The organism is Wolbachia endosymbiont of Listronotus oregonensis, assembly GCF_031205055.1.
Classification (GTDB): Bacteria; Pseudomonadota; Alphaproteobacteria; order Rickettsiales; family Anaplasmataceae; genus Wolbachia.
Window position 1 is genome coordinate 852841 of record NZ_CP102118.1, and the last position, 22844, is coordinate 875684.

General features: G+C 36.2%; 23 protein-coding genes and 3 pseudogenes. 16 read left to right on the forward strand and 10 right to left on the reverse strand.

The genetic code is table 11. The features are described 5' to 3' along the window. Positions 1 to 7: 7 nt before the first annotated feature. The 5 genes and pseudogenes from NMD99_RS04305 to NMD99_RS07975 form a co-directional block, all read right to left on the reverse strand. On the reverse strand, positions 8 to 814 hold the full coding sequence (locus NMD99_RS04305) for an AAA family ATPase (protein ID WP_309165607.1): 807 nt from the start codon (positions 812 to 814) through the stop codon (positions 8 to 10). A 3-nt stretch (positions 815 to 817) separates the two neighbouring features. After that, a pseudogene (locus tag NMD99_RS04310) lies at positions 818 to 1640 on the reverse strand (ATP-binding protein). Positions 1641 to 1662: 22 nt separating this feature from the next. After that, positions 1663 to 2181, reverse strand: a complete 519-nt coding sequence (locus NMD99_RS04315; RefSeq protein ID WP_264688194.1) for a sigma-70 family RNA polymerase sigma factor — start codon at positions 2179 to 2181, stop codon at positions 1663 to 1665. 323 nt (positions 2182 to 2504) lie between these two features. Beyond that, on the reverse strand, positions 2505 to 3815 hold the full coding sequence (locus NMD99_RS07970) for an AAA family ATPase (RefSeq protein ID WP_373457538.1): 1311 nt from the start codon (positions 3813 to 3815) through the stop codon (positions 2505 to 2507). A gap of 326 nt (positions 3816 to 4141) precedes the next feature. Beyond that, positions 4142 to 4309 (reverse strand): hypothetical protein, encoded by a 168-nt coding sequence (locus NMD99_RS07975; RefSeq protein WP_373457539.1) that lies wholly within the window; start codon positions 4307 to 4309, stop codon positions 4142 to 4144. A gap of 1137 nt (positions 4310 to 5446) precedes the next feature. Here NMD99_RS07975 and NMD99_RS07980 point away from each other — a divergent pair. The 10 genes and pseudogenes from NMD99_RS07980 to NMD99_RS04365 form a co-directional block, all read left to right on the forward strand. Continuing rightward, a pseudogene (locus NMD99_RS07980) lies at positions 5447 to 5632 on the forward strand (AAA family ATPase); the annotation flags it as partial. A 209-nt stretch (positions 5633 to 5841) separates the two neighbouring features. Then, entirely contained in the window at positions 5842 to 6063 is a 222-nt protein-coding gene (locus NMD99_RS04325) for a hypothetical protein (protein WP_264688197.1), read from the forward strand. Between the two features lies 1 nt (position 6064). Continuing rightward, on the forward strand, positions 6065 to 6538 hold the full coding sequence (locus NMD99_RS04330) for a crossover junction endodeoxyribonuclease RuvC (RefSeq protein WP_265016391.1): 474 nt from the start codon (positions 6065 to 6067) through the stop codon (positions 6536 to 6538). Positions 6539 to 6728: 190 nt separating this feature from the next. After that, positions 6729 to 7967, forward strand: a complete 1239-nt coding sequence (locus tag NMD99_RS04335) for a DNA modification methylase (RefSeq protein ID WP_265016392.1) — start codon at positions 6729 to 6731, stop codon at positions 7965 to 7967. A gap of 35 nt (positions 7968 to 8002) precedes the next feature. Continuing rightward, positions 8003 to 8497, forward strand: a complete 495-nt coding sequence (locus NMD99_RS04340; protein WP_309165612.1) for a hypothetical protein — start codon at positions 8003 to 8005, stop codon at positions 8495 to 8497. 157 nt (positions 8498 to 8654) lie between these two features. Next, positions 8655 to 10493, forward strand: a complete 1839-nt coding sequence (locus NMD99_RS04345; RefSeq protein ID WP_309166936.1) for a phage terminase large subunit family protein — start codon at positions 8655 to 8657, stop codon at positions 10491 to 10493. Then, the gene (locus NMD99_RS04350) at positions 10493 to 10726 is read left to right on the forward strand and encodes a gpW family protein (RefSeq protein ID WP_265017265.1); all 234 of its coding nucleotides are present in this window, start codon (positions 10493 to 10495) and stop codon (positions 10724 to 10726) included. Before NMD99_RS04345 ends, NMD99_RS04350 begins: the two co-directional genes overlap by 1 nt. Before the next feature lie 40 nt (positions 10727 to 10766). Next, entirely contained in the window at positions 10767 to 11024 is a 258-nt protein-coding gene (locus NMD99_RS04355; RefSeq protein WP_264688165.1) for a hypothetical protein, read from the forward strand. Next, on the forward strand, positions 11021 to 11281 hold the full coding sequence (locus NMD99_RS04360) for a type II toxin-antitoxin system RelE family toxin (RefSeq protein ID WP_253303276.1): 261 nt from the start codon (positions 11021 to 11023) through the stop codon (positions 11279 to 11281). Before NMD99_RS04355 ends, NMD99_RS04360 begins: the two co-directional genes overlap by 4 nt. Positions 11282 to 11361: 80 nt before the next feature. Beyond that, positions 11362 to 12592 (forward strand): annotated as a pseudogene (locus NMD99_RS04365) (IS256-like element ISWpi15 family transposase). Positions 12593 to 12677: 85 nt separating this feature from the next. On the opposite strand, the gene NMD99_RS04370 reads toward NMD99_RS04365, so the two are convergent. Next, positions 12678 to 13871: a pyridoxal phosphate-dependent aminotransferase gene (locus tag NMD99_RS04370; RefSeq protein ID WP_264687845.1), complete on the reverse strand. Its 1194-nt coding sequence runs from the start codon at positions 13869 to 13871 to the stop codon at positions 12678 to 12680. Between the two features lie 69 nt (positions 13872 to 13940). Continuing rightward, on the reverse strand, positions 13941 to 14957 hold the full coding sequence (gene hemE, locus NMD99_RS04375; RefSeq protein ID WP_264687846.1) for a uroporphyrinogen decarboxylase: 1017 nt from the start codon (positions 14955 to 14957) through the stop codon (positions 13941 to 13943). A 402-nt stretch (positions 14958 to 15359) separates the two neighbouring features. Between hemE and NMD99_RS04380 the strand changes: the two genes are divergently transcribed. Then, on the forward strand, positions 15360 to 16178 hold the full coding sequence (locus tag NMD99_RS04380; protein WP_309165617.1) for a transporter associated domain-containing protein: 819 nt from the start codon (positions 15360 to 15362) through the stop codon (positions 16176 to 16178). A gap of 71 nt (positions 16179 to 16249) precedes the next feature. Here NMD99_RS04380 and NMD99_RS04385 read toward each other — a convergent pair whose 3' ends face one another. Together NMD99_RS04385 and NMD99_RS04390 are read right to left on the reverse strand one after the other, a co-directional pair. After that, positions 16250 to 16528, reverse strand: coding sequence for a hypothetical protein (locus NMD99_RS04385; protein ID WP_373457540.1), 279 nt, complete (start codon positions 16526 to 16528; stop codon positions 16250 to 16252). Positions 16529 to 16608: 80 nt separating this feature from the next. Continuing rightward, complete coding sequence (locus NMD99_RS04390) at positions 16609 to 16902, reverse strand: hypothetical protein (RefSeq protein WP_253307226.1); 294 nt, start codon at positions 16900 to 16902, stop codon at positions 16609 to 16611. A gap of 133 nt (positions 16903 to 17035) precedes the next feature. Between NMD99_RS04390 and purM the strand changes: the two genes are divergently transcribed. After that, on the forward strand, positions 17036 to 18073 hold the full coding sequence (gene purM / locus NMD99_RS04395) for a phosphoribosylformylglycinamidine cyclo-ligase (RefSeq protein WP_253307225.1): 1038 nt from the start codon (positions 17036 to 17038) through the stop codon (positions 18071 to 18073). Here purM and purC read toward each other — a convergent pair. After that, positions 18070 to 18792, reverse strand: a complete 723-nt coding sequence (purC, locus tag NMD99_RS04400; RefSeq protein WP_253307224.1) for a phosphoribosylaminoimidazolesuccinocarboxamide synthase — start codon at positions 18790 to 18792, stop codon at positions 18070 to 18072. The genes purM and purC overlap by 4 nt on opposite strands. Before the next feature lie 74 nt (positions 18793 to 18866). Between purC and trmD the strand changes: the two genes are divergently transcribed. From trmD to NMD99_RS04420, 4 genes are all read left to right on the forward strand, one after another. Next, complete coding sequence (gene trmD, locus NMD99_RS04405; protein WP_264328690.1) at positions 18867 to 19577, forward strand: tRNA (guanosine(37)-N1)-methyltransferase TrmD; 711 nt, start codon at positions 18867 to 18869, stop codon at positions 19575 to 19577. Then, the gene (gene rplS, locus NMD99_RS04410; RefSeq protein WP_253307222.1) at positions 19561 to 19938 is read left to right on the forward strand and encodes a 50S ribosomal protein L19; all 378 of its coding nucleotides are present in this window, start codon (positions 19561 to 19563) and stop codon (positions 19936 to 19938) included. Before trmD ends, rplS begins: the two co-directional genes overlap by 17 nt. A gap of 249 nt (positions 19939 to 20187) precedes the next feature. Further along, on the forward strand, positions 20188 to 21438 hold the full coding sequence (locus tag NMD99_RS04415; RefSeq protein ID WP_253307221.1) for a PstA family ABC transporter permease: 1251 nt from the start codon (positions 20188 to 20190) through the stop codon (positions 21436 to 21438). A 6-nt stretch (positions 21439 to 21444) separates the two neighbouring features. Then, on the forward strand, positions 21445 to 22242 hold the full coding sequence (locus tag NMD99_RS04420; protein ID WP_264687850.1) for a phosphoribosylformylglycinamidine synthase subunit PurQ: 798 nt from the start codon (positions 21445 to 21447) through the stop codon (positions 22240 to 22242). Positions 22243 to 22844: the final 602 nt, after the last annotated feature.

Consider the following 22844-nt stretch of genomic DNA (forward strand, 5'->3'; position numbering starts at 1 on the left):
AGTTGAATTAGCTGTTCCACTGGTCTACGAGTTGCCAATGGCCATTTATCTTATCAACAAGCTTGTTTGGCACACGTTCACCATTACGTAGTTCAAATACTATTTGACGTGCTGTGCTCTCTTCATCTTGTGCAAACATGACCATTCCTGTACTATAAAAACCACGAAGAGACCCTGCACCACTCAGGCCTTGAAATGGGTCTTCTTCTAGCATTTTCTTGGATAATTTTTTAGTGTGGTGGGTAAGTATTATGCCAGCATCTGGGTTAATAGCATTACGAAGTTTTTCAAGTGTTTTTTGTAAAAAGAATAGCATAGCGCTGTTATCATTTTCGTTGCCATATTCACTACTAAAGATGTTACGAAGAGGGTCAATTGCAATAATATCAGGTTTAAAACGCTCTTTAACGGTGTTTTTGATTTCATCTATTTCTTCACTATTGAACGATAATTGCACTCTCGGCGTGATAATTAAGTTATTGGCAGCTATATCCAAAAGCCCGTTATCAAGTTGAAGTTGTTGCAAACGTTCTTTCATATATTCGTATTCAATTTCAGTTTGCATGTAGAAGATCTTCAAAGGTCTACTTGGTGTCATGCCAAGGAACGAAACTCCAGCAGCCATATGAATGAGCCAAGAAATCAAAAAGTCACTCTTTCCGATCTTAGGAGGGCCACCGAATACTAGTAAACCTCTCTTGGTTAAAATTCTTGGCGAGACAATGTCTTCTGGTATTGGCAATTGATCATCTAAATATTCCTTAACACTAAAGAAAGGAATTTTTTGACCAATATTTAAAAAGCTTTGTGTCATAAATTATGCTCCAAGTTGAGTAGCAGTAGAAAAAGCCTTGGTTTTAATTTTTGTAAGCAGCTTACCCAAATGTGGTTCTTCAACCATATTCAAGCAGCCACTTCGATCTTTAGCTGGATATCCCCAAGAATTAATCGTCTGACAGAGACAAATGAACGTACCTCTGTGCCATCATCTTTCTTGATGCCAACCATGCTGATTACTTCATCAACAATCCCAGGAATTTCACTGGCAGTTTTAGCCCCTTCACATTGAGGCAGCCAGGTTGAACGATTACAATCATCAAGATACTGACCTAATGTGCCAACTATAATGATGTCCTTATCTCTGATGTGCTGAAACTGATTTAACCAAGCCATCATCTCCTGAGCAAGTGTGCCGTAAGCAGCTCTCTTATCTTCTCTTCCCGATCTATCGGAAAAAGCTTCAGGTTGCATTCTTGCCCATGAAAAGCATAAACGTGATGCAACAGTGATACTATCGATAAAAATGCAATGATATTTAAAAAACTCCGAAGAAAGGTCTTTGTACTTGCCAGATACATGCTCATAGTGCCTTTGACTATATGCTTGATCAGGTTTAATGCAGGATTAGGCCCACCAATAAGACAAGCTATATCTCTTGCCTCGTTCCAAGTACGAACGCTGATTGAATCTCCTTTCCAGTCCTGAACTGCTAAAAGCCCTGCTTCAAAATCAAGACACAGTGTTGTTGACTCATCAAGAGTTTTAAGTAGACTGGTTTTGCCGATTCCATAAGGTCCAAAGATTACTATCTTCACACCTGTAACCATCTTTGCCCTTTCTTCGCTGTTTATTATTTTCATATTTTTTTCCTGTAAGGTGTGTTTAACTAAATAGGTACGTTTTTAAGTGGGCAAAGTTCTTACGTAATGCTTTAATTGTGCTATAGATTGTTTGTTCTGGTATTCCGGTCTTTCTAGAAATTTCACTAACTTCATATTTCATGAGTAGCTTACATATCTTTCTTGCCTTTGGAGGTAATTTTTCAATTGCTTCATTTACATCAATACGCACCGCAGAGTCGTATTCAAAGTCCTCACCTTCTTCTTCACCTGATGCATAATCAGTCTCGTCAACAAAATCAATGATACGTTTTTTACGTAGTTGTTTCTCTTTTAGATTGAGAGCGCGACATTTTACATACTGAGTAATTAAAGCATCGTACCGCTCTTCAAGTGCATTGTAATTCTCCAAGCCAGGTAAACAATCAAGTAAGAGTTCTTGCTCAATATCTTCGATTTCTTCATGAACAAAAGCTTTATCTCTTCTAAGACGTTTTGCATAATGTCTTATATTTTTGACAATTTTCTGATCAATGCCAGTATAGGAATTTTTTGAAGTCATAATGATTCTTGGTAAAAAAATTTTAAGAGAAATTTAGGATGTTAATGTTTGGAAAGTTCAGCCGTGATAAACCCAAACGTTTGGATTTTCGACAGGAATGACGCTCCCGTAATGCGGTGATTTGTAGTGCGTCGGTAGTAACCTATTGTAAACCATGATCTTTTTGTTCTTTTGCTGATCAAATACTTTCTCTCCGAGTTCCATACCTTCAACACAGAGTATCCCGTATTTGTTTCTTGCAGCATTTTTGCCTTCTTTGTTGAATTTTATGTAACCTTTCGTGGCAAGAACATCAAGACGATCACGAATAGAATGCCTGCTACCTAAACCTTCTTTGTTTTCAAATGCCTGACAAAATTGATTGATTGTATAAACGTTGCTCTATGCCCCTCTGCATAAATTAAATCCAAGATGATGTCATCTCTACGAGAACGTTCAGCATCTAGCTTTTCTCCATAGTCCTTATTTATCAGCCTATGTGACTCAGAACCAACTTCATACCAACGGTCATTAACTTTATCAACACACTTTGGTGAAATGGAATTACCATTACGTAGCTCGAACATCAGTTGACGGTTGCTGTTCTTTTCATCTGGCCTAAACATGATCATTCCGGTAGTATAAAATCCTCTTAGGCTGCTAGCACCACTAAAGCTTTGAAATGGATCTTCTTCCAGTAACTTCTTTGGCATCTTTTTCGTGTGGTGTATGAGAATAATCCCTGCATCAGGATTAATTAGAGATCGTAGCTTTTCAATTCTCTCCTGGAGAAAGAAGAGCATAGCATTGTTGTCATTTTCGCTACCATATTCATCAGCATCAAAAATGTTACGTAATGGATCGATAGCGATAATATCAACTGTATTTGGAGCAAAGATCTTCTCTGCTTCAGTGACAATGTCCTTAATGCCATCTTCGTTTAAAATCAACTTTGTTTGTGGCGTAATGGCTAAATTACAGGAGACTAACTCAAGAATCTCTGGATCAAGTTTAAGTTGTTTCATGCGCTCACACATGTAGAAATAGCCAATCTCTGTCTGGAGATAAAGAATCCGTAAAGGTCTTGTTGGAGCCATCTCTAGAAATGGTTTGCCTGCTGCCATATGTGCGAGCCACGAGATAAGAAAATCGCTTTTACCAACCTTAGGAGCCCCGCCAAATACCAAAAGACCTCCTGGAGTTAAAATCCTTGGTGCAACGATATCTTCTGGCCCAGGAGACTTTTCATTTAGGTATTGATTGGCAAGGAAAAATGTAACGTTCTTTCTGCATGGTATGCGAATAGTTGTAGTTAAAAACTTTTCAACATCTATTCCCTCTTGAATACAATCAGCAGCATCCCAGCCTTTTGGTTTATCTTGGGAAATTTTTAAAATAGAAAGTGATGCAACCCCAAGGTCTAAAAGCTTCTTTTCAGCGTTTTTGGCATATTTATTACCTGCTTCATCATTGTCTGGCCAAATGATAATATGTTTACCTTTTAGCGGAGTCCAATCTGTTTTATCAATAGGTGCATTCGCTCCAAACATCGTTGTTGTTGCTGTTATGCCCTTATTTATTAAACTTTCAGCACATTTTTCACCTTCAACAAAAACAATTTTATCGGATTTAATTATACCTGGAATGTTGTACAAAGGTCTTGGATTTGGAGCAGTATCACTTGAGTTTTTTACATCAAAACAGCTATATCGTTTTTTTCCTGCAGTATCATTGTAACGATAGATTTTCGCTATTACTTGGTTGTTTTCATCGCGGTAATCCCAATATGTTTCTGATTTATTTAAATATTCTAACTTATTTGGTTGAGATGTTGAGCGACCAAGCCATTTTTCTATATCTTCTATGGTATCAAGAAACTTGGTCTGACCAGTAACATCCCACCAGAGATTAAGTATATCTCCGCCTTCACCTGTAGAAAAATCGTGCCATAATCCAGCTCTTTCTCCTCTTGTTTCTACTACTAAACTTTTTCCCTATCTCCCCTAATGTTGCCAACATAGAATTTACCACCGTGAAAAGTACCATTTGGTAGTAAATAGGATAAACACAAATCTATTTTTGAAAGTAGTTCTGCTTTTACTTCTGCTGACCTCTCAAATAAAGCTTGTTTGTCATGCACAATATACATATTAACTCCTATAAAGATATTTGCAAAACACTACTAAAGCTGCTCACTATGAAATTTATTAAGTGCTTACTTCTAGCTCTCTTCAGGCGTAACTTAATTTTTTAATGAAATGAAAAGAATGTGAAGTTGATAGGGTTTTTTCACTGCCCTATATTAATGTATTACCGTGTTTCTCATACAATTTTATGAAAAATTCGAAAAAAAAGTTGAAAAAAGTTTGGAATCAGATTCGAGATTACGCCGGTTTTGGGCAGTTTAGGCCAGTTTAGATTGCAAAATAAAATCTTACTAAATCAAAAAGTCGGCTACTCTAGAGGAATTTAGTACAATTTAAGATTACAACTCAAGAAAACTACCCAATTACTGTGAAAGGCTGGTATTTGGCTGACTTTATCCATACCTCAGTTTTGAAAAGAACCCCTATTATTATAAATAATAATAAAGTATGTACTTTTAAGATACATACTCTAACTATTTATATGCTGTTTTTATATTATTTAATTTTTTAATAATATGTTTCTCAGGAATTTGAAATTTAAATGAATAGCTCAAATTGAAAACAAGTTACGCGCGCGTAAGGCAATAAGCTTCAGTTGTATTGAAATTGCTTTGAGAAGAAGCTTTCAATTTTTAGAAAGGGCAAAAAAACACGTTTTAAAGCTAGATGTGACTTCAAGGATAAAGAAATTACCTCCCCTGATCAAAGAACGCTTGTAATACCCCTTATAATCCGAATAAAAGGTATTTTTAGTAGCCTTGCTATTACAAAATAAACTTACCTGTAAGTTTACCACGGTTTTTATGCTTTGTAAAGAAAAATTTGAAAAAATTGTAAAAACACAGCTACGTAGCCGACAATCAACTTTGCAATTTAAAATTATTTTAACTTTTTTTTCAAATTCATCATAAAAAACCATGAGAAACACGGTAATACATTAGTATAGGGGCAATGAAACAGATTACCTTGTAGGATGATTCTTGGATTTCCGTTGTTGGTCAGCAAAAAACTATAAATTGCTAGTGTATTTTGAAGGAACCAAACGATATTTAGTGCTGCTCGTAGTCAATGTTTTGGTAATTTTATGATAAATGCAATAGATTGTTCAAGAGTAAAAGTGGGTTGGTTCACCTCCTGAAAAAGAGTTTATAGTACAAGATTGGCTTTCCCTAGGAGAAGTATCGTTTCTTAAAGGTGAACATGAAGTTGGTAAATCACTTCTTGCTCAACAATTAATGACATCGGTTGCTACTCATTGCTCAATATGGATGTCAAACAGGTTAAAGCATATGGTGTATTTTGTGAGAGCAGTAAACGAGATATAATACGTCGTCAGTGTATGTCTTTACCAAGTTGAAGAAACTTTATTTGAAAGCCAAATACAGATTCTGGCAAGAGATGGAGAAGAGATAATCTCTTAATGACTTTTAACGATAAGGGTATAGCCCTTTCTTTCATGAATTATTTGAAGATATTAAATTATTTCAATCAAAACTTGTGGTGTTAGATACAGCTTTAGATTTATTTGGAGGAGATGAAAGTAATTCCTCTCACCTTAAGCAGTTTATGCAGGGTTGCTGTAGCAAAAACGTTAAATTGTGCTGTTTTGCTGTGTAAACACGATACAAATATAGATATGTGGCATAATAGGGCATTTTACTTATCTAGATCAGAAGAAGCAAGTGATGAACGTGTTCTACAGTTCGGAGGATTTAGTCATTTTTTGCGTTATCAAGATGGGGTCTTTGTAATTTAGGATGTCTATTTTAACACTCGACCTCGGCAAACAAACTGGCTGGGCTATTCTTACAGATGGAGTAATTCAAAGTGGGAGCAAAAATTTTCATGGTAGCCGTTTCAGCGGAGGTGGCATGTGCTTCTTAAGTTTTAGTAATTGGCTTAATTCCTTGAAAGACATTTCTGTGGTGTATTTTGAAGAAGTAAGAAGACACCTTGGAACTGATGCTGCGCATTGTTATGGTGGTTTCTTTGCCGTTTTAGCTGCTTGGTGTGAGAGGGAAAAAATTCCATACAAAGGTGTTCCGGTGAAGACGATAAAACGTTTCATAGCAGGCAAAGGCAATGCAAGTAAGGGTGAAGTCATTGAAGCTGTGAAAGGCAAAGGTTTTTTTCCTCAAGACGATAATGAAGCAGATGCTTTGGCATTAATGTTTTACATAATGAGTTTTAGCGAATGCTGTGATATTAATATTTTACATAATGAGTTTTAATACTAATTCTACTATAAATAACGATTTTCATAACAAAGGACCAGAGTGAAATATGGGTCCTTCCCGCCAGCCAGGCTGACTTGGTAGCAAAAAGCCCAAACCTTCTCTAGCGTCAGACGTATTTTGATTATTAACTTTTTAATTAGTTGTTAAGAATTTAAATATAGCAATTTAATAAAATATTAAGAATATGAATTTAGCAATACACTACTATCCTATTGAAAATCTTGTCGAATATGATCGCAACCCTCGCAAGAATGACGATGTAGTAAACAGAATGTGCGCTTCAATTCGGGAGTTTGGTTTTCGTATTCCGATAGTTGCAAAAAGCGATGGCACTGTGGTAGATGGTCATTTAAGGCTTAAAGCAGCAAGAAAACTGGGTATGGAGAGTATTCCAGTGGTGCTCAGTGATAATTTAAGTGATGCCCAAACCAAAGCTTTTCGGTTACTAGCAAATCAATCAGCTAACTGGGCAAAGTGGGACGATGATCTTTTAAAGGTAGAAATTCAAGAATTAGAAGACTTACAGTTTGACCTCAAAATGACCGGATTTGAGCTAGAAAAAGTCCAACGCTTTCTTGATAATCTTGATGGAAGGGAAGAACAAGGGGAAAAGGGAGAAAAATTTTCTGATTTAGCTGGTGATGACAAAAAAGTGGAAATAACAAAACCAGGGGATCTGTGGATTTTAGGTGGTCATCGAATCTACTGTGGTGATAGTTGTCTGGTTGAATCGTTTAAAGCGGTATTAGACGATAAAATGGCAGATATTACGGTGTGTGACCCTCCGTATAACGTAGCATATGGTGACAGTCAAGAGAGAGAAGACAAGAAGATATTAAACGATGATCAAGGTGAAAAATACGAACTTTTTCTGTATGACATTTGTACTCACGTTTTAGCATACACCAAAGGGGCAATTTACATTTGTGCATCATCATCTGAGCTTTCGACCTTGCAAAAAGTATTTGAAGAAGCAGGTGGAAGATGGTCGACATTCATCATTTGGGCAAAGAATCATTTTACGCTAGGAAGATCTGATTACCAAAGACAATACGAAGCAATACTCTACGGTTGGAAAAACGGCAATAAACGTGAGTGGCATGGAGGACGCAATCAAAGTGACCTATGGTTTTACGATAAGCCAACGTACAACTCGCTGCACCCAACGATGAAACCAGTGGAGTTAATGGAGAGAGCGATAGTAAACAGCAGTAGACCAGGAGACATAGTTCTTGATCCATTTAGTGGTTCTGGGAGTACATTAATTGCCTGTGAGAGGACAGGAAGAATCTGTAGGACGATAGAGCTAGATCCTACGTTTGTAGATGTAACGATAAAGCGTTGGCAGGTGTATACGGGAAGAGATTCCACCCTTTTTGGTTCTGGTAAAACTTTCGCACAAATTCAAGAATCAAGACAGTAAGGGACGAAATAAGGGAAAAAAGAGGGGAAAGAAAGGTGGAAAGAGGAAAAATCACGCAGACGGAATGGGCAAGAGAACTGGGAGTTTCAAAGCAGTACGTCTGTTACTTAGTAAAGAAAGGAATAGTTGAGCTGGAGGATGGTTTGATTGACCGAGAACAAGCAAATAGAGCAATAGAAGCAATTAGAGATCCAAGTCAACCACTGAGGAGAAAAGGTGGAGAAGAAGGGGAAAAAAGAGGAAATAATGAACTTTCCACGATGTTGCTTAAAACCCGGATAAAAAACGAGATGGAGCGGGGAAAACTGCTGGAGGCAAAAGCAAAAGCTGAAATTGGTGAACTTATCTCAGTAGAGGAAGTAAAGACTGAAGCATTTAACGTGGCAAGAGTAGTGAGAAACAATCTCCTCAATATCCCAGACAGAGTATCAGCATTACTAGCATCGATGAACGACACAGAGAAGATCCATGAGACACTGACTGAGGAAATCAGAGTTGCATTGGAAGAACTAACACAAAGTGTATTTTAATGACTACATATAAATTACTAAAAAAGCGTCTTATCGCCTTAGTGAGCCTATATTAGTTGCAATAATGATTTTAAGTAAAGCGTCAGCAGATACTTACTGCAGACAAAAAATACCTCTTTTTCTCCTTAAAAGTGCAACAATTGCAGCAAATAACATTATGATCTATAGCAGTAGCTTTTATACAGGGTTAAAGCCAGATCCGCTACTTAAAGTATCAGAGTGGGCAGATAGGAATCGTCAACTTTCAACAATAGCATCATCAGAGCCAGGGAAATGGAGAACAGAGAGAACGCCGTACCTTAGAGAAATAATGGATTCACTATCTTCGTCTTCACCGGCTGAAAAGGTGGTATTCATGAAAGGAGCGCAGATTGGAGGAACAGAAGCAGGGAATAACTGGATAGGTTATATTATTGATCAGACGCCAGGGCCAATGCTGGTAGTACAGCCAACAGTAGAAATGGGCAAGCGTTGGTCAAAGGGAAGATTTGCGCCGCTCATTGAAGATACCCCATGTTTAAGGAGTAAAATAAAAGATCCAAGGTCGAGAGATTCAGGGAATACTGTGCAGAGCAAAGAGTTTCCGGGAGGAACGGTAGTAGTAACAGGTGCCAATAGTCCAGTAGGTCTGCGTTCAATGCCGGTAAAATATCTTTTTTTAGATGAGGTAGATGCATATCCAGGAGATTCAGGAGGAGAAGGAGATCCAGTTCTTCTCAGTATCGCGCGAACTAATACATTTACGCGGCGAAAAATATTCTTAGTTTCAACACCAACGGTTCATGGAATCAGCAGAATAGAGAAGGAATTTGAGAGTTCAGACAAACGATATTTCTTTCTCCCATGTCCGCATTGTAATTACTATCAGGTGTTAAAATGGCCACAGATAAAGTGGAAAGATAAAGATCCCTCAACAGCCCACTACGTTTGCATAGAGTGTAGGGGAGAAATAAAAAATCATCAGAAAACAGAGATGCTAGCCCGTGGAAAATGGAGAGCTACAGGGAAAGAAGGAAAAAAAGAGGCAAAAGAAGGGGCAAAAATAGGATTCCACCTTTCAAGCTTGTATAGCCCAGTAGGCTGGTATAGTTGGAAACAAGCAGTGGAAGATTATCTGCATGCAAAGGAAAATGAGCAATTACTGAAAGTTTGGATAAATACAACACTCGGAGAAACCTGGGTAGATAAAGGAGAAGTACCAGACTGGAAGCAACTATTTGAGCGTCGAGAAAATTTTCCGATAGGTACGGTGCCAAAAGGTGGAAAAATAGTGTTAACGGCAGGGGTTGATGTACAAAAAGATCGGTTAGAAGTAGAAGTAGTAGCATGGGGAAAAAACCGAGAAAGTTGGTCAATAGACTACCAGGTATTTGAGGGAGATCCGGGAGGAGAAGAAGTATGGGGAAAACTTTCGGAGCTACTCAATCATCATTTTATCGGTGAAAATGGGCTTGAATACATGATAAGTATGATGGCGGTAGATGCTGGATATGCAACACAAGAAGTATACAACTGGGTAAGAGGTCACCAGGGCTCTGGGAGGGTAATGGCAGTGAAAGGTGCAAACAAAGCGCTAGTGCCACTTAGCAGCCCAAGTAGAGTAGATGTAACAGTTAGCGGACAAAAGCTAAAGAGAGGAATGAAGCTGTGGCCAGTTGGAGTATCGATATTAAAGTCCGAGCTTTTTCAGCTACTTAATGTTTTAACAGAAGGGGCGCCGGGGTATTGTCATTTTCCCGAATATCCACCTGAATATTTTAAGCAGCTAACCGCAGAGCAACTAATTACCAAGGTAGTAAAAGGATATACCAAACAAGAGTGGCAAAAGATAAGAGACCGAAATGAAGTACTAGATTGCCGAATTTACGCAAGAGCAGCGTCTATTGCCCTGGGGATTGATCGTTGGCCAGAGAGTAAATGGGAAAGTTTAGCAGGTGAAAAAGCTAAAAAGTCAAAGAGAGTGAGAAGAAGTCAATGGTTGAGTGAGAAAAGTTGATGTACAACCAAGAATATTTAACTCAAGTAGAAGAAGCGATAAAGAAGCTACAGAGCGGAGAGAGAGTAGTATCAATTGCGTACGGCGATCATGTGGTTAGGTATGGGGAAGTTCAGATAAAAGATCTATTGGATTTAAGACAACGAATCAAAGCAGAGTTAAAAGTTGCAGGTGTGAAGCCAAAGAGAAAGATTGTTATTTCAACGAGTAAGGGGATTGACAAAATTGTGTAAAAATGTTATAGTCTATAGTTGATGTTTTCTGGTTAATCATATGGCTCAAAGTCAAAAAAAGCTCAATATTAATGTAAGTTTCGAGGGGGAATTTGCTCAGTATCTTACAGAGGTCGCAAAAGCATGGAATAAAACTATACCAGAAGTTTTAGTGTGTCTTGTGAAAGAAGAATTTGAAGCAGAGAAAGAGATGGCTGAAATTATAAAAGAACGTGATGTGCCAGATGCAAAGACGGTCAGAAGTGAGGATGTCGATTGGGATAAAATATTATCTGCAAAGACAATTAAAGATGAGTGAAATACAATATTATCTATTCAGAAAAGGTTCTTGAGAGAGATTTCCTTACTTTACCACCAACAATAAGATCAAGAATTAGAAGAGCTATAGACGAGCGGCTTACAATTGATCCAATTAATCTTGGTAAACCATTAAGTGGTAGATTAGTAGGAAGTAAAAGATTAAGAGTAGGCGATTATCGGATTATTTATAAAGTAGATAAATTAGAGAACACAGTAATCATCACAGAAATAGGACACAGAAGTACCATTTATTAAGAGGTAAAGGGAGTGTTAAATAAACTGTGTCAAACCGAAAAAAAAGTAATAAATTGATATAAAAAAATGGAGGTTTGACAATGAGTCAGAAAGTAGTAAACAGAACTACCGGTTTGGTAGATTATAAAGAATTAGAAACAAATATCCTGTCGTCTATACGAGAAGGAAGACCGTTGACAGGAAGAGATGGAGCATTAACACCGTTTATAAAAAAGTTGCTGGAGGTAAGCCTGGAAGGTGAAATAGAAAACCACTTGTCGGCTGAAAGCGAAGAGAATAATCGAAGAAATGGGAGGAATGCAAAGACTTTACGTACAAGCGCAGGGTCATTTGAGCTTTTGACGCCAAGAGATAGGGAAGGAAGTTTCGAACCACAAATAGTCAAAAAAAGGCAAACAAACTTACATCCAGAGCTTGAAACGAAGATTTTGAGCACATTTGCCAGTGGTATGGGCTATAGAGATATAGTGTCACATGTTGAGGAAATTTATGATCACAAAATATCGGTGGCAGAGATATCAAGTATTACTGACAAATTGCTACCAGTAATCAACGAATGGCGTAGTCGCCCGCTGCAGTCTGTATATCCGATAGTTTTCATGGTTTTTTAAAGTCAAAGAGGACGGGCATTGCGTAAGTAAATGCATGTATAACATATTAGGCATAGATCAAAATGGCAAAAAAGAAGTATTAGGTTTTTATTTGGCTGAAAGTGAAGGAGCTAACTTCTGGTTGGGAGTGCTAAATGACCTCAAAGAAAGAGGAGTAGAAGATATCCTTATTGCCTGCGTTGATGGGCTGAAAAGCTTTCCTGCAGCTATAAACAGTGTCTTTCCTAATGCGGAAGTGCAGATGTGTATAGTGCATCAGATACGCAACTCACTGAAGTATGTGGCCAGTAAAGATGCGAAGAGTTTTTTGAGCGATTTAAAGAAGGTATATCAAGCTTCAAGCAAGGAAATTGCCGAGAATTATCTGTTGGAATTGGATGAAAAATGGGGCACAAAGTACCCTATGGTTATAAAATCTTGGCAGAATAATTGGGAAAACTTGTCTGGTTATTTTAAGTATTCTGGTCCAGTTAGGAGGATAATCTACACCACCAATCCCATAGAGGGGCTACATAGGCAAATTAGGAAATTCACTAAGACCAAAGGCTCATTTACCAGCATAAATGCCTTGTATAAGCAGGTATATTGTGCTATAAAGAAGGCAGAGGAAAAGTGGACGATGCCTGTACATGATTGGGCATTAACTATCTCTCAACTTGATGTTTTCTTTCCTGGCAGATTGAAAATTGAGTTGAACTAAAAATGCGGTTTGACACAGTTTATTTAACACTCCCTTAGTGAATATTTTTGACGCGGTGAAATGGGTAATTTATGGATAGTCTATTTCATTTTAACTCCTGGCACGCTTTAGTAATACTATCACATCCAATTTCTAATTGTTCCTGAGAGGTTGCATAAGAAATTCTGATAAAATTTTCTAGACCAAACGCAATTCCTGGAACCACAGCAACTAAATGATCCTCTAGCAGGTATTCAGTGAAATCAAGATCATTATTTATTACTTTACCACTTTTTGTACTCTTACTGAGCAATCCTTCACACGAGACAAATAAATAAAATGCGCCTTGCGGAATGGATGCTGATAATCCCGGAGCAGAATTTAGCTTTTTCACCATAAAATCTCTACGACTCTTAAAAATCCTTGTTCTTTCTTTCAAAAAACTATGGTCACCGTTTAATGCTGCTGCTGCTGCTGCTTGTGCTATCGAATTTGGGTTAGAAGTGCTCTGAGACTGCAGCGTAGAGATAGCTTTTACTACATCACTTCTACCTGCAATATACCCTATTCTCCAGCCTGTCATTGCATAGGCTTTTGACACTCCATTGACTACAAAAACTCTGTTGTAAAGCTTTGGCTCAACCTGAGTGATAGTAAAAAACTTTTCGTCGTATATTATATGCTCATAAATATCATCTGTAACGACATTCACATGTGGATATTCAAGCAATATTTGTGCTATGTCTTTCAATTCATCATATGTGTACACAACTCCTGCAGGATTGTTCGGTGAGTTAAGAATTAACCATTTAGTTTTTTTAGTTATCCTGCTTTTCAATAATTCCGCTGTCAGTTTAAAATTTTGTTTGCATTCCACTACAACTGGTAAGCCCCCAAAAAGATTTACCATATCAACATATGAAACCCAATAAGGAGCTGGAATAATAACTTCATCTCCAGAGTTAATTGTTGCCATAAACAAATTGAATAACACCTGCTTAGCGCCAGTACCAACACAGATTTGGTTAAACGTGTACTCGAGGTTATTATCCCTTCTTAACTTATTAATTATTGCTTCTTTCAGCTCACGCGTTCCATCAACAGCAGTATACTTAGTTTTACCTTCACTTATTGCTTGAATAGCTGCTTTTTTTATATGATCTGGAGTATCAAAATCCGGTTCTCCTGCAGCTAAAACACAGATCTTTTTTCCTTTATTTTTCAACTTATTTGCCTTATCAGTTACAGCAATCGTAGGTGATGGTTTTATTAGGGACATTCTTTTTGCAAGGTCTGACATATCTTACTGAAGCTAAATTCAAATGATAAACCCTGTACAGCAAAAAAGCTAGGAATTTTGTGTATTGTATTAGTAGCTCTTTACCAAATTCACCAACGCAGTGATATTTTCAACTGGAGTATCAGGGAGTACTCCATGTCCGAGATTAAATATGAAGGGTGAATCTCTAAAGCAATCTATTATACGTTTTGCTTCTTTTATTGCTTCCGTTTTATTATAGGCTAAAAGATTAGGATCAAGATTTCCTTGTAGAGGGATTTTTAGATTCGCTTTCGCCCATTCTATTGGGACATTATAATCTATACTTACTGCAGATACACCTGTTTGTTCGCAGTAATCCTTATAAAGATTTCCAGCAGACCTTGGAAATCCTATTATTGGAAAATCAGAAAATCTATCCTTTATTGCCAAGGTAATTCTCTTTGTTGGTTCGATAACATATTCTTTAAACAATGGTTCCGATAATGCACCAGCATTACTGTCAAATAGCTGAATAACATCTGCTCCAAATTCTATCTGTTTAATTAGATAAATAATCGTTGCTTCCGTTATTCGTTCAATTATTTCCTTCAAATACGAAGGGTAAAAATTTAATACTTTGGAAAAAGTTTTGCTGCTTCCACCTTCTATGATATATGAAGCTACTGTCCATGGGCCACCAGCAAATCCTATAAGAGACTTTTTTTTTGATAGCTGACTTCTGACTTTCTTTATAGCGTTTAGAATTGGTAAAATTTTAGCTTCAATGTCTTGTGGACTTTTCAATTCTTTAGGATTCTTTATAGGTTTTATTCTCGGGCCCACATTGCGCAGGAAATTCACGTCACAACCCAAAACATCAGCTATTATTAAAATGTCTGAAAAAATTATCGCCGCATCCACGTCAAATCTTGTCACTGGCTGTAACGTCAATTCTGTCACTAAATCTGTGTTGTAGCATATCTCCATAAAATTATTCATATTTTCCACTGCTTTGCGGTACTCAGGAAGAGACCTGCCAGCCTGACGCATTAGCCAAATAGGCACTCTTTCACCTGGCTCATTTTGTTTGATAACTTCTACTATTGTTGTTTTGCTGCTTTCCAATCTATTTTATCTATTTTTCTGTATACTAAAGTATAGTAGTAATAATAGTTCTATCAACAACTTGTTACTAACTTAAAATTCAGTAAAAATTGGCGTTGTTTAATTTGTGGATAAATATGTTAACAACTTCTATATGCTATTGATTTTCTGTTATGATTTATGTGTATAAGTAAGATGTTCAGAGTGTTAGTAATTTTCTTTTATGGAAAACATTTTACCATCATGCATTGTTACATAACTATGTATATGTCGTTGAAAAAACCGTTGATCAATTGTTGGTATTTTATATCAACAAATAATTCACAAATTAATTTGACATTATTCACATGCTTATTAAACATTTAATAACAGTTTTCTTGATAAATCTGATCTGAAAACGTTTTTGCCATTACAGGGAATAAATTGAGTAAAAAAGGAACCTTAGTAGAAAAAATAGCATATAGAATTTTTCTCTTCCTTTTCAAAAAAGCTTCTGTGTTGAAAAAGCGTGCGACTGAAGCATTAATGAAAGATCTGCCAGACCTTAATATATTTAATGGTCTATTAAAATTCCGCGATTGTGGTATAATGGATATAATGACTCCACGTACAGAGATATGCGCAGTAGACATTGAGTCAAGCGAGCGTGAAATAATAAAGAAGATAAAAAACACTTGCCACACTAAAATACCAATTTATAGAAATAACTTTGATAACGTAATAGGCTTTTTTTATGTAAAAGATGTTATTTTTAATAGGGATAAAAATTTTAATCTGAGAAATATTATACAAAGCGTAATATTTGTTCCGCCCTCGATGAAGACAACTAATCTTTTTGTTAGGATGAAATCTTCTAAGTCATACTTAGCTATTGTATTGGATGAATATGGTGGAACTGATGGTTTAATTTCAATGACCGATCTTATAGAGGAGCTAATACCAAACATTGATAGTGAGAACGAAATAAATTCAGAATATACCATTACTGAATTGTCTCAAAATAAGTTTGAAGTGTCAGCAAGGGTTCTTATAAAGGATATAGAAGAGGATCTAAAAATAGAATTACGTGACCCTGAAGAAGACTATGTTACACTTGGTGGTTTGATTCTTTCGATTGCTGGTAAAGTGCCTTCTGTAGATGAAGTCATTAAATATAAAAATGGTATGAAGTTTATCATCAAAGATGCAAATGAGCGCTACATTAATAAAATAGTACTAGACTTAAGTGATTACAAAAATTAGATTTGGTACCCCTTGTCGAGGAATGTCTTGCCTTGAAACGAAGAAAAAGTTGTAATAACCAAATATGCAACTCAAGGTATAGTTAAACCTATCTCCAGCAAATTATTTTCGCAAGTACAATGCATTTCAGTTTTATAGTACTCTAATAATAAAGAGGTCATATAGATATTAATATCTTTTGTATTTAAATTAGTGTCATTTTTTTTGATTAATTTGTCTACTAATGATTTGCTTATTGGTTTGTGTTCATTTAGAATTTTTATAGTTAATAGCATTTTATCTTCTGTTTGACTCAGTAAAACAGACACTAGTTCAACTTCCGCCACTGCGCTGGCTATAGTTAGCACCATATTAGAAATTATCTTATTTATCTTTTCAATTAAATCTTCCTTATTTTTTGCAGAGTATGCGTCTATTTTCCACGTAAGCTTTACTTTTTTTTTAATAAATAATTTTCGATATTAGATTTGGTCTGATCAAAGCTGTAATTATCTGCTGAAGAAGAATATGCCTGCTTCATAACTTTATGTTTATATATTAAATCATCGGAGCTTTCTTTAAGAAACGACAACGCTTCCTTCTGCGCATCAGCATCGTTCTTATCTATTACTTCAAGCTCTTCTAAGCCAAACATTATTCCATTCATAGAGTTAGCAAAGTCATGAAGCAGCCGTCCTGATAGCAGCTCCGTTATTAACAGTATGTTTTTGATGTTTTTGTTCATTGGATAATTATAAATGATTTAAGTTACCCTATATTGGTAAACATATAATAGTCAATTAAGAGAAAGTTTCGTTGCACTTTTTATATCAAGGCATTAATATAGTATTAACAATTTTAAAATTTATAGAAGGATTATGAATACTTATATCAGATCAGGAATAGATCTTGAACTATATAATAAGTTAATAAAAGAAGTCAAGCCTATTGCTCAAGAAACTACTAGAGAAGAAGTAATCAGCGAAATAGGTTCATTTTCTGCGTTGTTTGATTTTGCTGCACTAAGTAAGAAATATGACCATCCAGTACTTGTTTCCTCAACTGATGGAGTAGGTACGAAACTATTGATAGCTCAAGAAGTGAATAGGCATGATACTATAGGTATAGATTTAGTTGCAATGTGTGTAAATGACTTACTTGCACAAGGAGCAACGCCTTTATTTTTCCTTGATTACTTTGCAACAGGTGTTTTGAGCAAGGACGTTTTATTATCTGTGGTCCAAGGCATTGCAAAGGGGTGCAAGCAAGCTAAAATAGCATTGGTTGGTGGGGAAACTGCAGAAATGCCTGGAATGTATGATAATAATCACTATGACCTTGCAGGGTTTGTGGTTGGTGTAGTTGATCGAAAGCAAATTCTTCCAAACTGTAGCATGATGAAAGTAGGTGATTATATAGTTGGCTTAGAGTCAAGTGGAATTCACTCAAATGGGTTTTCTTTGGTGCGCCATATTTTCAAAGGCTTAGGTATAAATTATAACGACTCATCTCCATGGAATAATCAGCTTTGGAAAGAAGTGTTGCTCGAACCAACAAAAATATATGTTGATTCTTTGTTGCCTATTATGCCAAAGGTAAAAGGCATTGCACATATAACAGGTGGTGGCTTGATAGATAATATTCCGCGGATTCTTCCAAAAAACTTATTTGCAAACATAGACATTAATTCCTGGAAATGGCCAGATATATTTTTATGGCTAACAAAGGAGGGTAAAATAGAGAAGAAAGAAATGCTAAAAACATTTAATTGTGGTATTGGCATGGTATTGATCGTAAGTCCTGAGAATATGCAAAACGTGAAAAATCATTTCCAAAAACGTGGAGAAAAAATTGAAATTATTGGAAAACTTGATGAGGCATGTAACCCTCCACTTGATAGAGTAGTATTTAGTTAGTCTAACTTTACTGACAGTCTTTTTGCAACTTCTAGGTACGCTTCCTTTAAATCTCCTAAATTCAAACGAAAGACGTCTTTATCTAGCTTTTTATAAGTATTTTTATCCCATAACCTGCAGTTATCAGGGCTGATTTCATCGGCTAAAATGATTTTAGTACTGTCATTTATTAATCTGCCAAATTCTAACTTGAGATCAACTAAATATATACTTGCATTTGAAAATAGGTGGACTAAGATTTCGTTGATTTTTAAAGTTGTAGTTTTAACTTCATCCATTTCTTTGCTAGATAGCCAATCAAAATACAGTATGTGATTTTCATTCACCATTGGGTCGGCTAGGTCATCATTTTTGTAAAAAAACTCGATTATAGGAGATGTAAGTGCCTCACCTTCTTTGATATTAAAACGTTTGCAAAAGCTGCCAGCTGCAACATTTCTAACTACCACCTCAAGAGGTATTATCTTGAGCTTTTTGACTAGCTGTTCTCTTTCGTTTAGAGTTTTTATAAAGTGCGTGCTAGTTCCTGCTTCTTCAAGCTTTTCCATGATAAAAGCACTAACATGATTATTAATTATTCCTTTGCCCTCAATAATTTCATATTTTTTCTTATTGAATGCTGTAACATCATCTTTAAAGTGCTGTATAACAGTTGATGAGTCTTCAGTTTCAATAATGGCTTTCGCTTTACCTTCGTATATTGTTTTATTCAGTGACATGCTTAATTTAACTATATATTATATCAATTTACTGTTCTTAGAGTATAGCTCCAAATAACTTAAAATAAACCTTAATGGCATTCAATGTTACAATATTAACCATATTTCCAGAAATGTTCCCCGGGTTTTTGAACTATTCTCTTGCCGGAAAAGCGTTAGAAAAAAAAATATGGAACCTTGAAGTAATAAATATTCGTTCTTTTGCGAAAGATAAACATTCAACTGTGGATGATGTTCCATATGGAGGTGGAGCAGGAATGGTTATGCGTTCTGATGTAGTTGGTGATGCAGTAGATAGTATGCTCTCTGTTCATAAAAACACTAAGTTTATTTACATGACTCCATCTGGAACTAAGTTTAATCAGAATATTGCCAGAGAATTATTAGAGTTTCCTCATATAACAATATTGTGTGGTCGATTTGAAGGTATTGACCAAAGGATAATTGATGCGTATACTCCTTATGAATTAAGTATCGGAGATTATATACTTTCAGGAGGTGAGCCAGCTGCGATGGTGGTTCTCGATGCATGCATTAGACTTCTTCCAGGTGTAGTAAATAATTCCGATAGTATTATTGAAGAAAGTTTTAGTTATGATGGTGGTATGCTTGAATATCCTCAATATACTAGACCTGAGCAGTGGAAGGGATATAAAGTACCTGAGGTTTTGTTATCTGGCAATCACAAAAAAATAAGTGATTGGAGGCAGAAGCAGTCTCATGTTATAACAAAAAAGCGTAGGCCTGAATTATTGAATGGAGAGATAAATGACAAATTTACTTAAAAAATTTAACGAACAGCAAATGCAAGTGTTAGCTAAAGAAATACCAGAATTTCGTCCTGGTGATGATTTGAAGGTCACTTTTAAAGTAGTTGACGGTGCAAGTGAACGTATACAGATATTTGGAGGTGTATGTATATCAAAAAGGAACCGCGGGTTGCATTCTTCTTTTGCAGTCAGAAAAGTGAGCCATGGAGAAAGTATAGTGTCTCAATTTTTTGTTTATTCTCCTGCACTGGTTTCAGTGCAAGTGACAAGAAAAGGAAAGGTTCGTAGAGCAAAACTGTATTATCTATGCAAACTATTTGGAAAAGCTGCAAGGATCAAAGAGCGTACTACTTATGTTAAAAAGAAATCTAAGTAGATACAATAGGGAGTGATGTCAATTGTGTCATCCCAGCACTTCCCCAGTGTCATCCAAGTAGCTGATACTGGGATCTACCTTATTCTATATCATGGATGTTATTTTTAGCATGGAGTCTGTTACCAATTGCCTGATTTGTAAATATTTTTATAACTGGATTCCAGTGTCAAGCACTGGAATGACATCAACGTTTATTAAACTGGACGTTTGTACAGCTGTGGGCTTGACGATAGGATCCAGGGAAAATAAATGAGTATAAAGAAAAAATTCCTTAAATTACTTCAGTCAAGGCGTGTACATGCTCGTATAAAAAGGAAAAATAAAAAGAACAGAGCGTTACGCTTTTGCTCTTTCACGGCACTAGTTATCTCACTTGGCTGTCCTGTGTGTATATTGTTGAGTATATTAGTTAACTCTTACAGTGCCTTAACAGTAACGAAAATTTTATTGCCAATTGAAATAAGTGCTGATCTTACTTTAACAAATAATCCTAGTGATTTGCGGTATAAGTCCATTGGCTTACTCAACGATTCTTTACGTAAGGTGTTTAAAGGAACTGATTTTAAAGACAGTGACGAAATTTTAAGTCGTAATTCTTACAAAGAACTAGAGAAATTTTTTCGTAAGAAAGTAAAAGATAGTGGTGAATATGAGATCTGGTTTACCGCGTCAAGTATAATTAATTCAATAAATAAAGATAAACATTTGAATGATCGTTATGCTAAATTACTTGATTGGCTAAAAGAAAAGAGGAGAGTGAAAAAATTTTTTAATAAGTCTTTATTCCTTAAATCTGACTCTCGTGAACCTGAGAATGCAGGGATTTTAGGGGCATTTATCGGTTCATTAATGACAATTATAGTGTGCCTAGCATTAGCATTACCAATAGGAATTATGTCGGGCATCTGTCTTTACGAATTTATGCCTAAAAATAGGCTAATGACTAATATTGTAGAAATTAGCATGAATAATCTTGCTGCAGTGCCTTCAATAATATTTGGTGTAGTGGGCTTAACTCTCTATCTTGGCATATTTGGGCTACCGCGCTCTTCACCACTTGTTGGTGGAATGACTCTTTCATTTATGATGTTACCTAATATTATAATTGCAACAAAAAATGCCTTTGCGAATGTTCCTATTACGATAAAAGATGCAGCGTTTGCGCTCGGTGCGCCTCACATCAAGGTGATATTAGATCACTCTTTACCGATTGCGTTACCAAGAATAATACATGGTACTGTGCTTGCAATTGCAAGGATTTTAGGTGAATCTTCCCCTTTACTTATGATAGGTATGGTGGCATTTATTGCTGATACACCTACGTCCTTTTTCGATCCGGCGACTGTTCTGCCTGTGCAAATATACATATGGTCAAGTAGTCCTGAAATTGCATTTATTGAACTTGCTGCTATTGCAATTATAGCTTTATTATTGGTGTTATTTGCGTTAAATTTAGTAGCAAATTTTGTAAAAAAGAAATTCGAATTTTTTAATTTTTAGCAATTCATGAAAATCACAGTCCTATCTGGTTATGGCTTAAATTGCGAAAAAGAAACCGCATTTGCATTTATGGAATGCAGCAGAAAACTTGGTATTAGTAATATTGAAGTAAAAATCGTTCACATTAATGATATCATAGATAATCCAAGTGAACTGAAATTAAGCAATATACTTGCAATTCCAGGAGGTTTTTCCTATGGTGATAACACTGGTGCTGGTAATGCGTTTGCTTTACGTATTAAAAACAACTTGTTGGATGAGTTTCAAGAGTTTTTATCTCAGGACAAGCTGATTATAGGAATATGTAATGGTTGTCAGATATTAGTAAAATTAATTCCAGAGTTCTCTAGTCTAGCTTTAATCCATAATGATATAGGCAATTATCAATGCCGTTGGATTAGAGTGGGAGTTAATCCGCAGAGTAATTCTGTTTGGCTACGGGGCCTGAGTGAACTATATCTCCCTATTGCTCATGGGGAAGGCAAATTTTTTATGGATCAAGATATTTTGAACCAATTGATTGAGAGCAATTCCACCGCATTACGTTACATTGATGAAAATGGCAACTATGCTAACCTACAATTTCCTTACAATCCGAACGGATCTACATACGACCTAGCAGCTTTATCAGATAAAAGTGGAAGAGTGCTAGCTTTAATGCCCCATCCAGAGAGGGGAATATTTTTTACTCAGCAAGATAATTGGCCTCTTGAAAAAGAAAAGAGCAAGCGTTTAGGTATTGCTGTGCCAAAATATGGTGATGGAATGCTTATATTTGAAAATGCACTAAAGTATTTTTGTTAAAATTTATTGGTAGGGGTTTATGGTCGAAATTATCCCCTGATATTGCAAAAAATTACTTTACAAGTTTCGCCAGTCCCCTTATTATGATAATAAGGGTATTTATGACTCAAAACTTGTTTTTGACCTGCAGGCTCAATGACAAAATTCAGTAAAAAACTCAGGGTATTTATTGGCGGATTACATAAAATTATAGCGGCTGCATGTCTTTTTTATTTTTTCTACATTCAGCCAAATCGCGCTTATTTTAAGCGTTAGCACATTATTACAGCGCCACTTACAGTAATATAGAGTCAAAACTCGCACCACGGGAGTTCTTTGCCTTTTTTTTTATTTGGTAAATTTCTTAATGTTTGTAGCTAAAGCAACTTAAGAGACCGAAAATGGTGTCATTCCAGCGCGTGACGCTGGAATCTAGTCTTTATTATGCAGCCACTTATTTAAAGTTAAGTTTTCTGGATCCAAGTAGTCAGGGCACTGGGATGACACCTTGACGATTTGAAGAATCGTCATCCCGCTACTTGTTAGCGGCTAAGAGATACCGCGGCGGTATGACGTAGGGACTCCGCCAACAATATTGGAAGAAATCTGAAACTTGAGAAAAC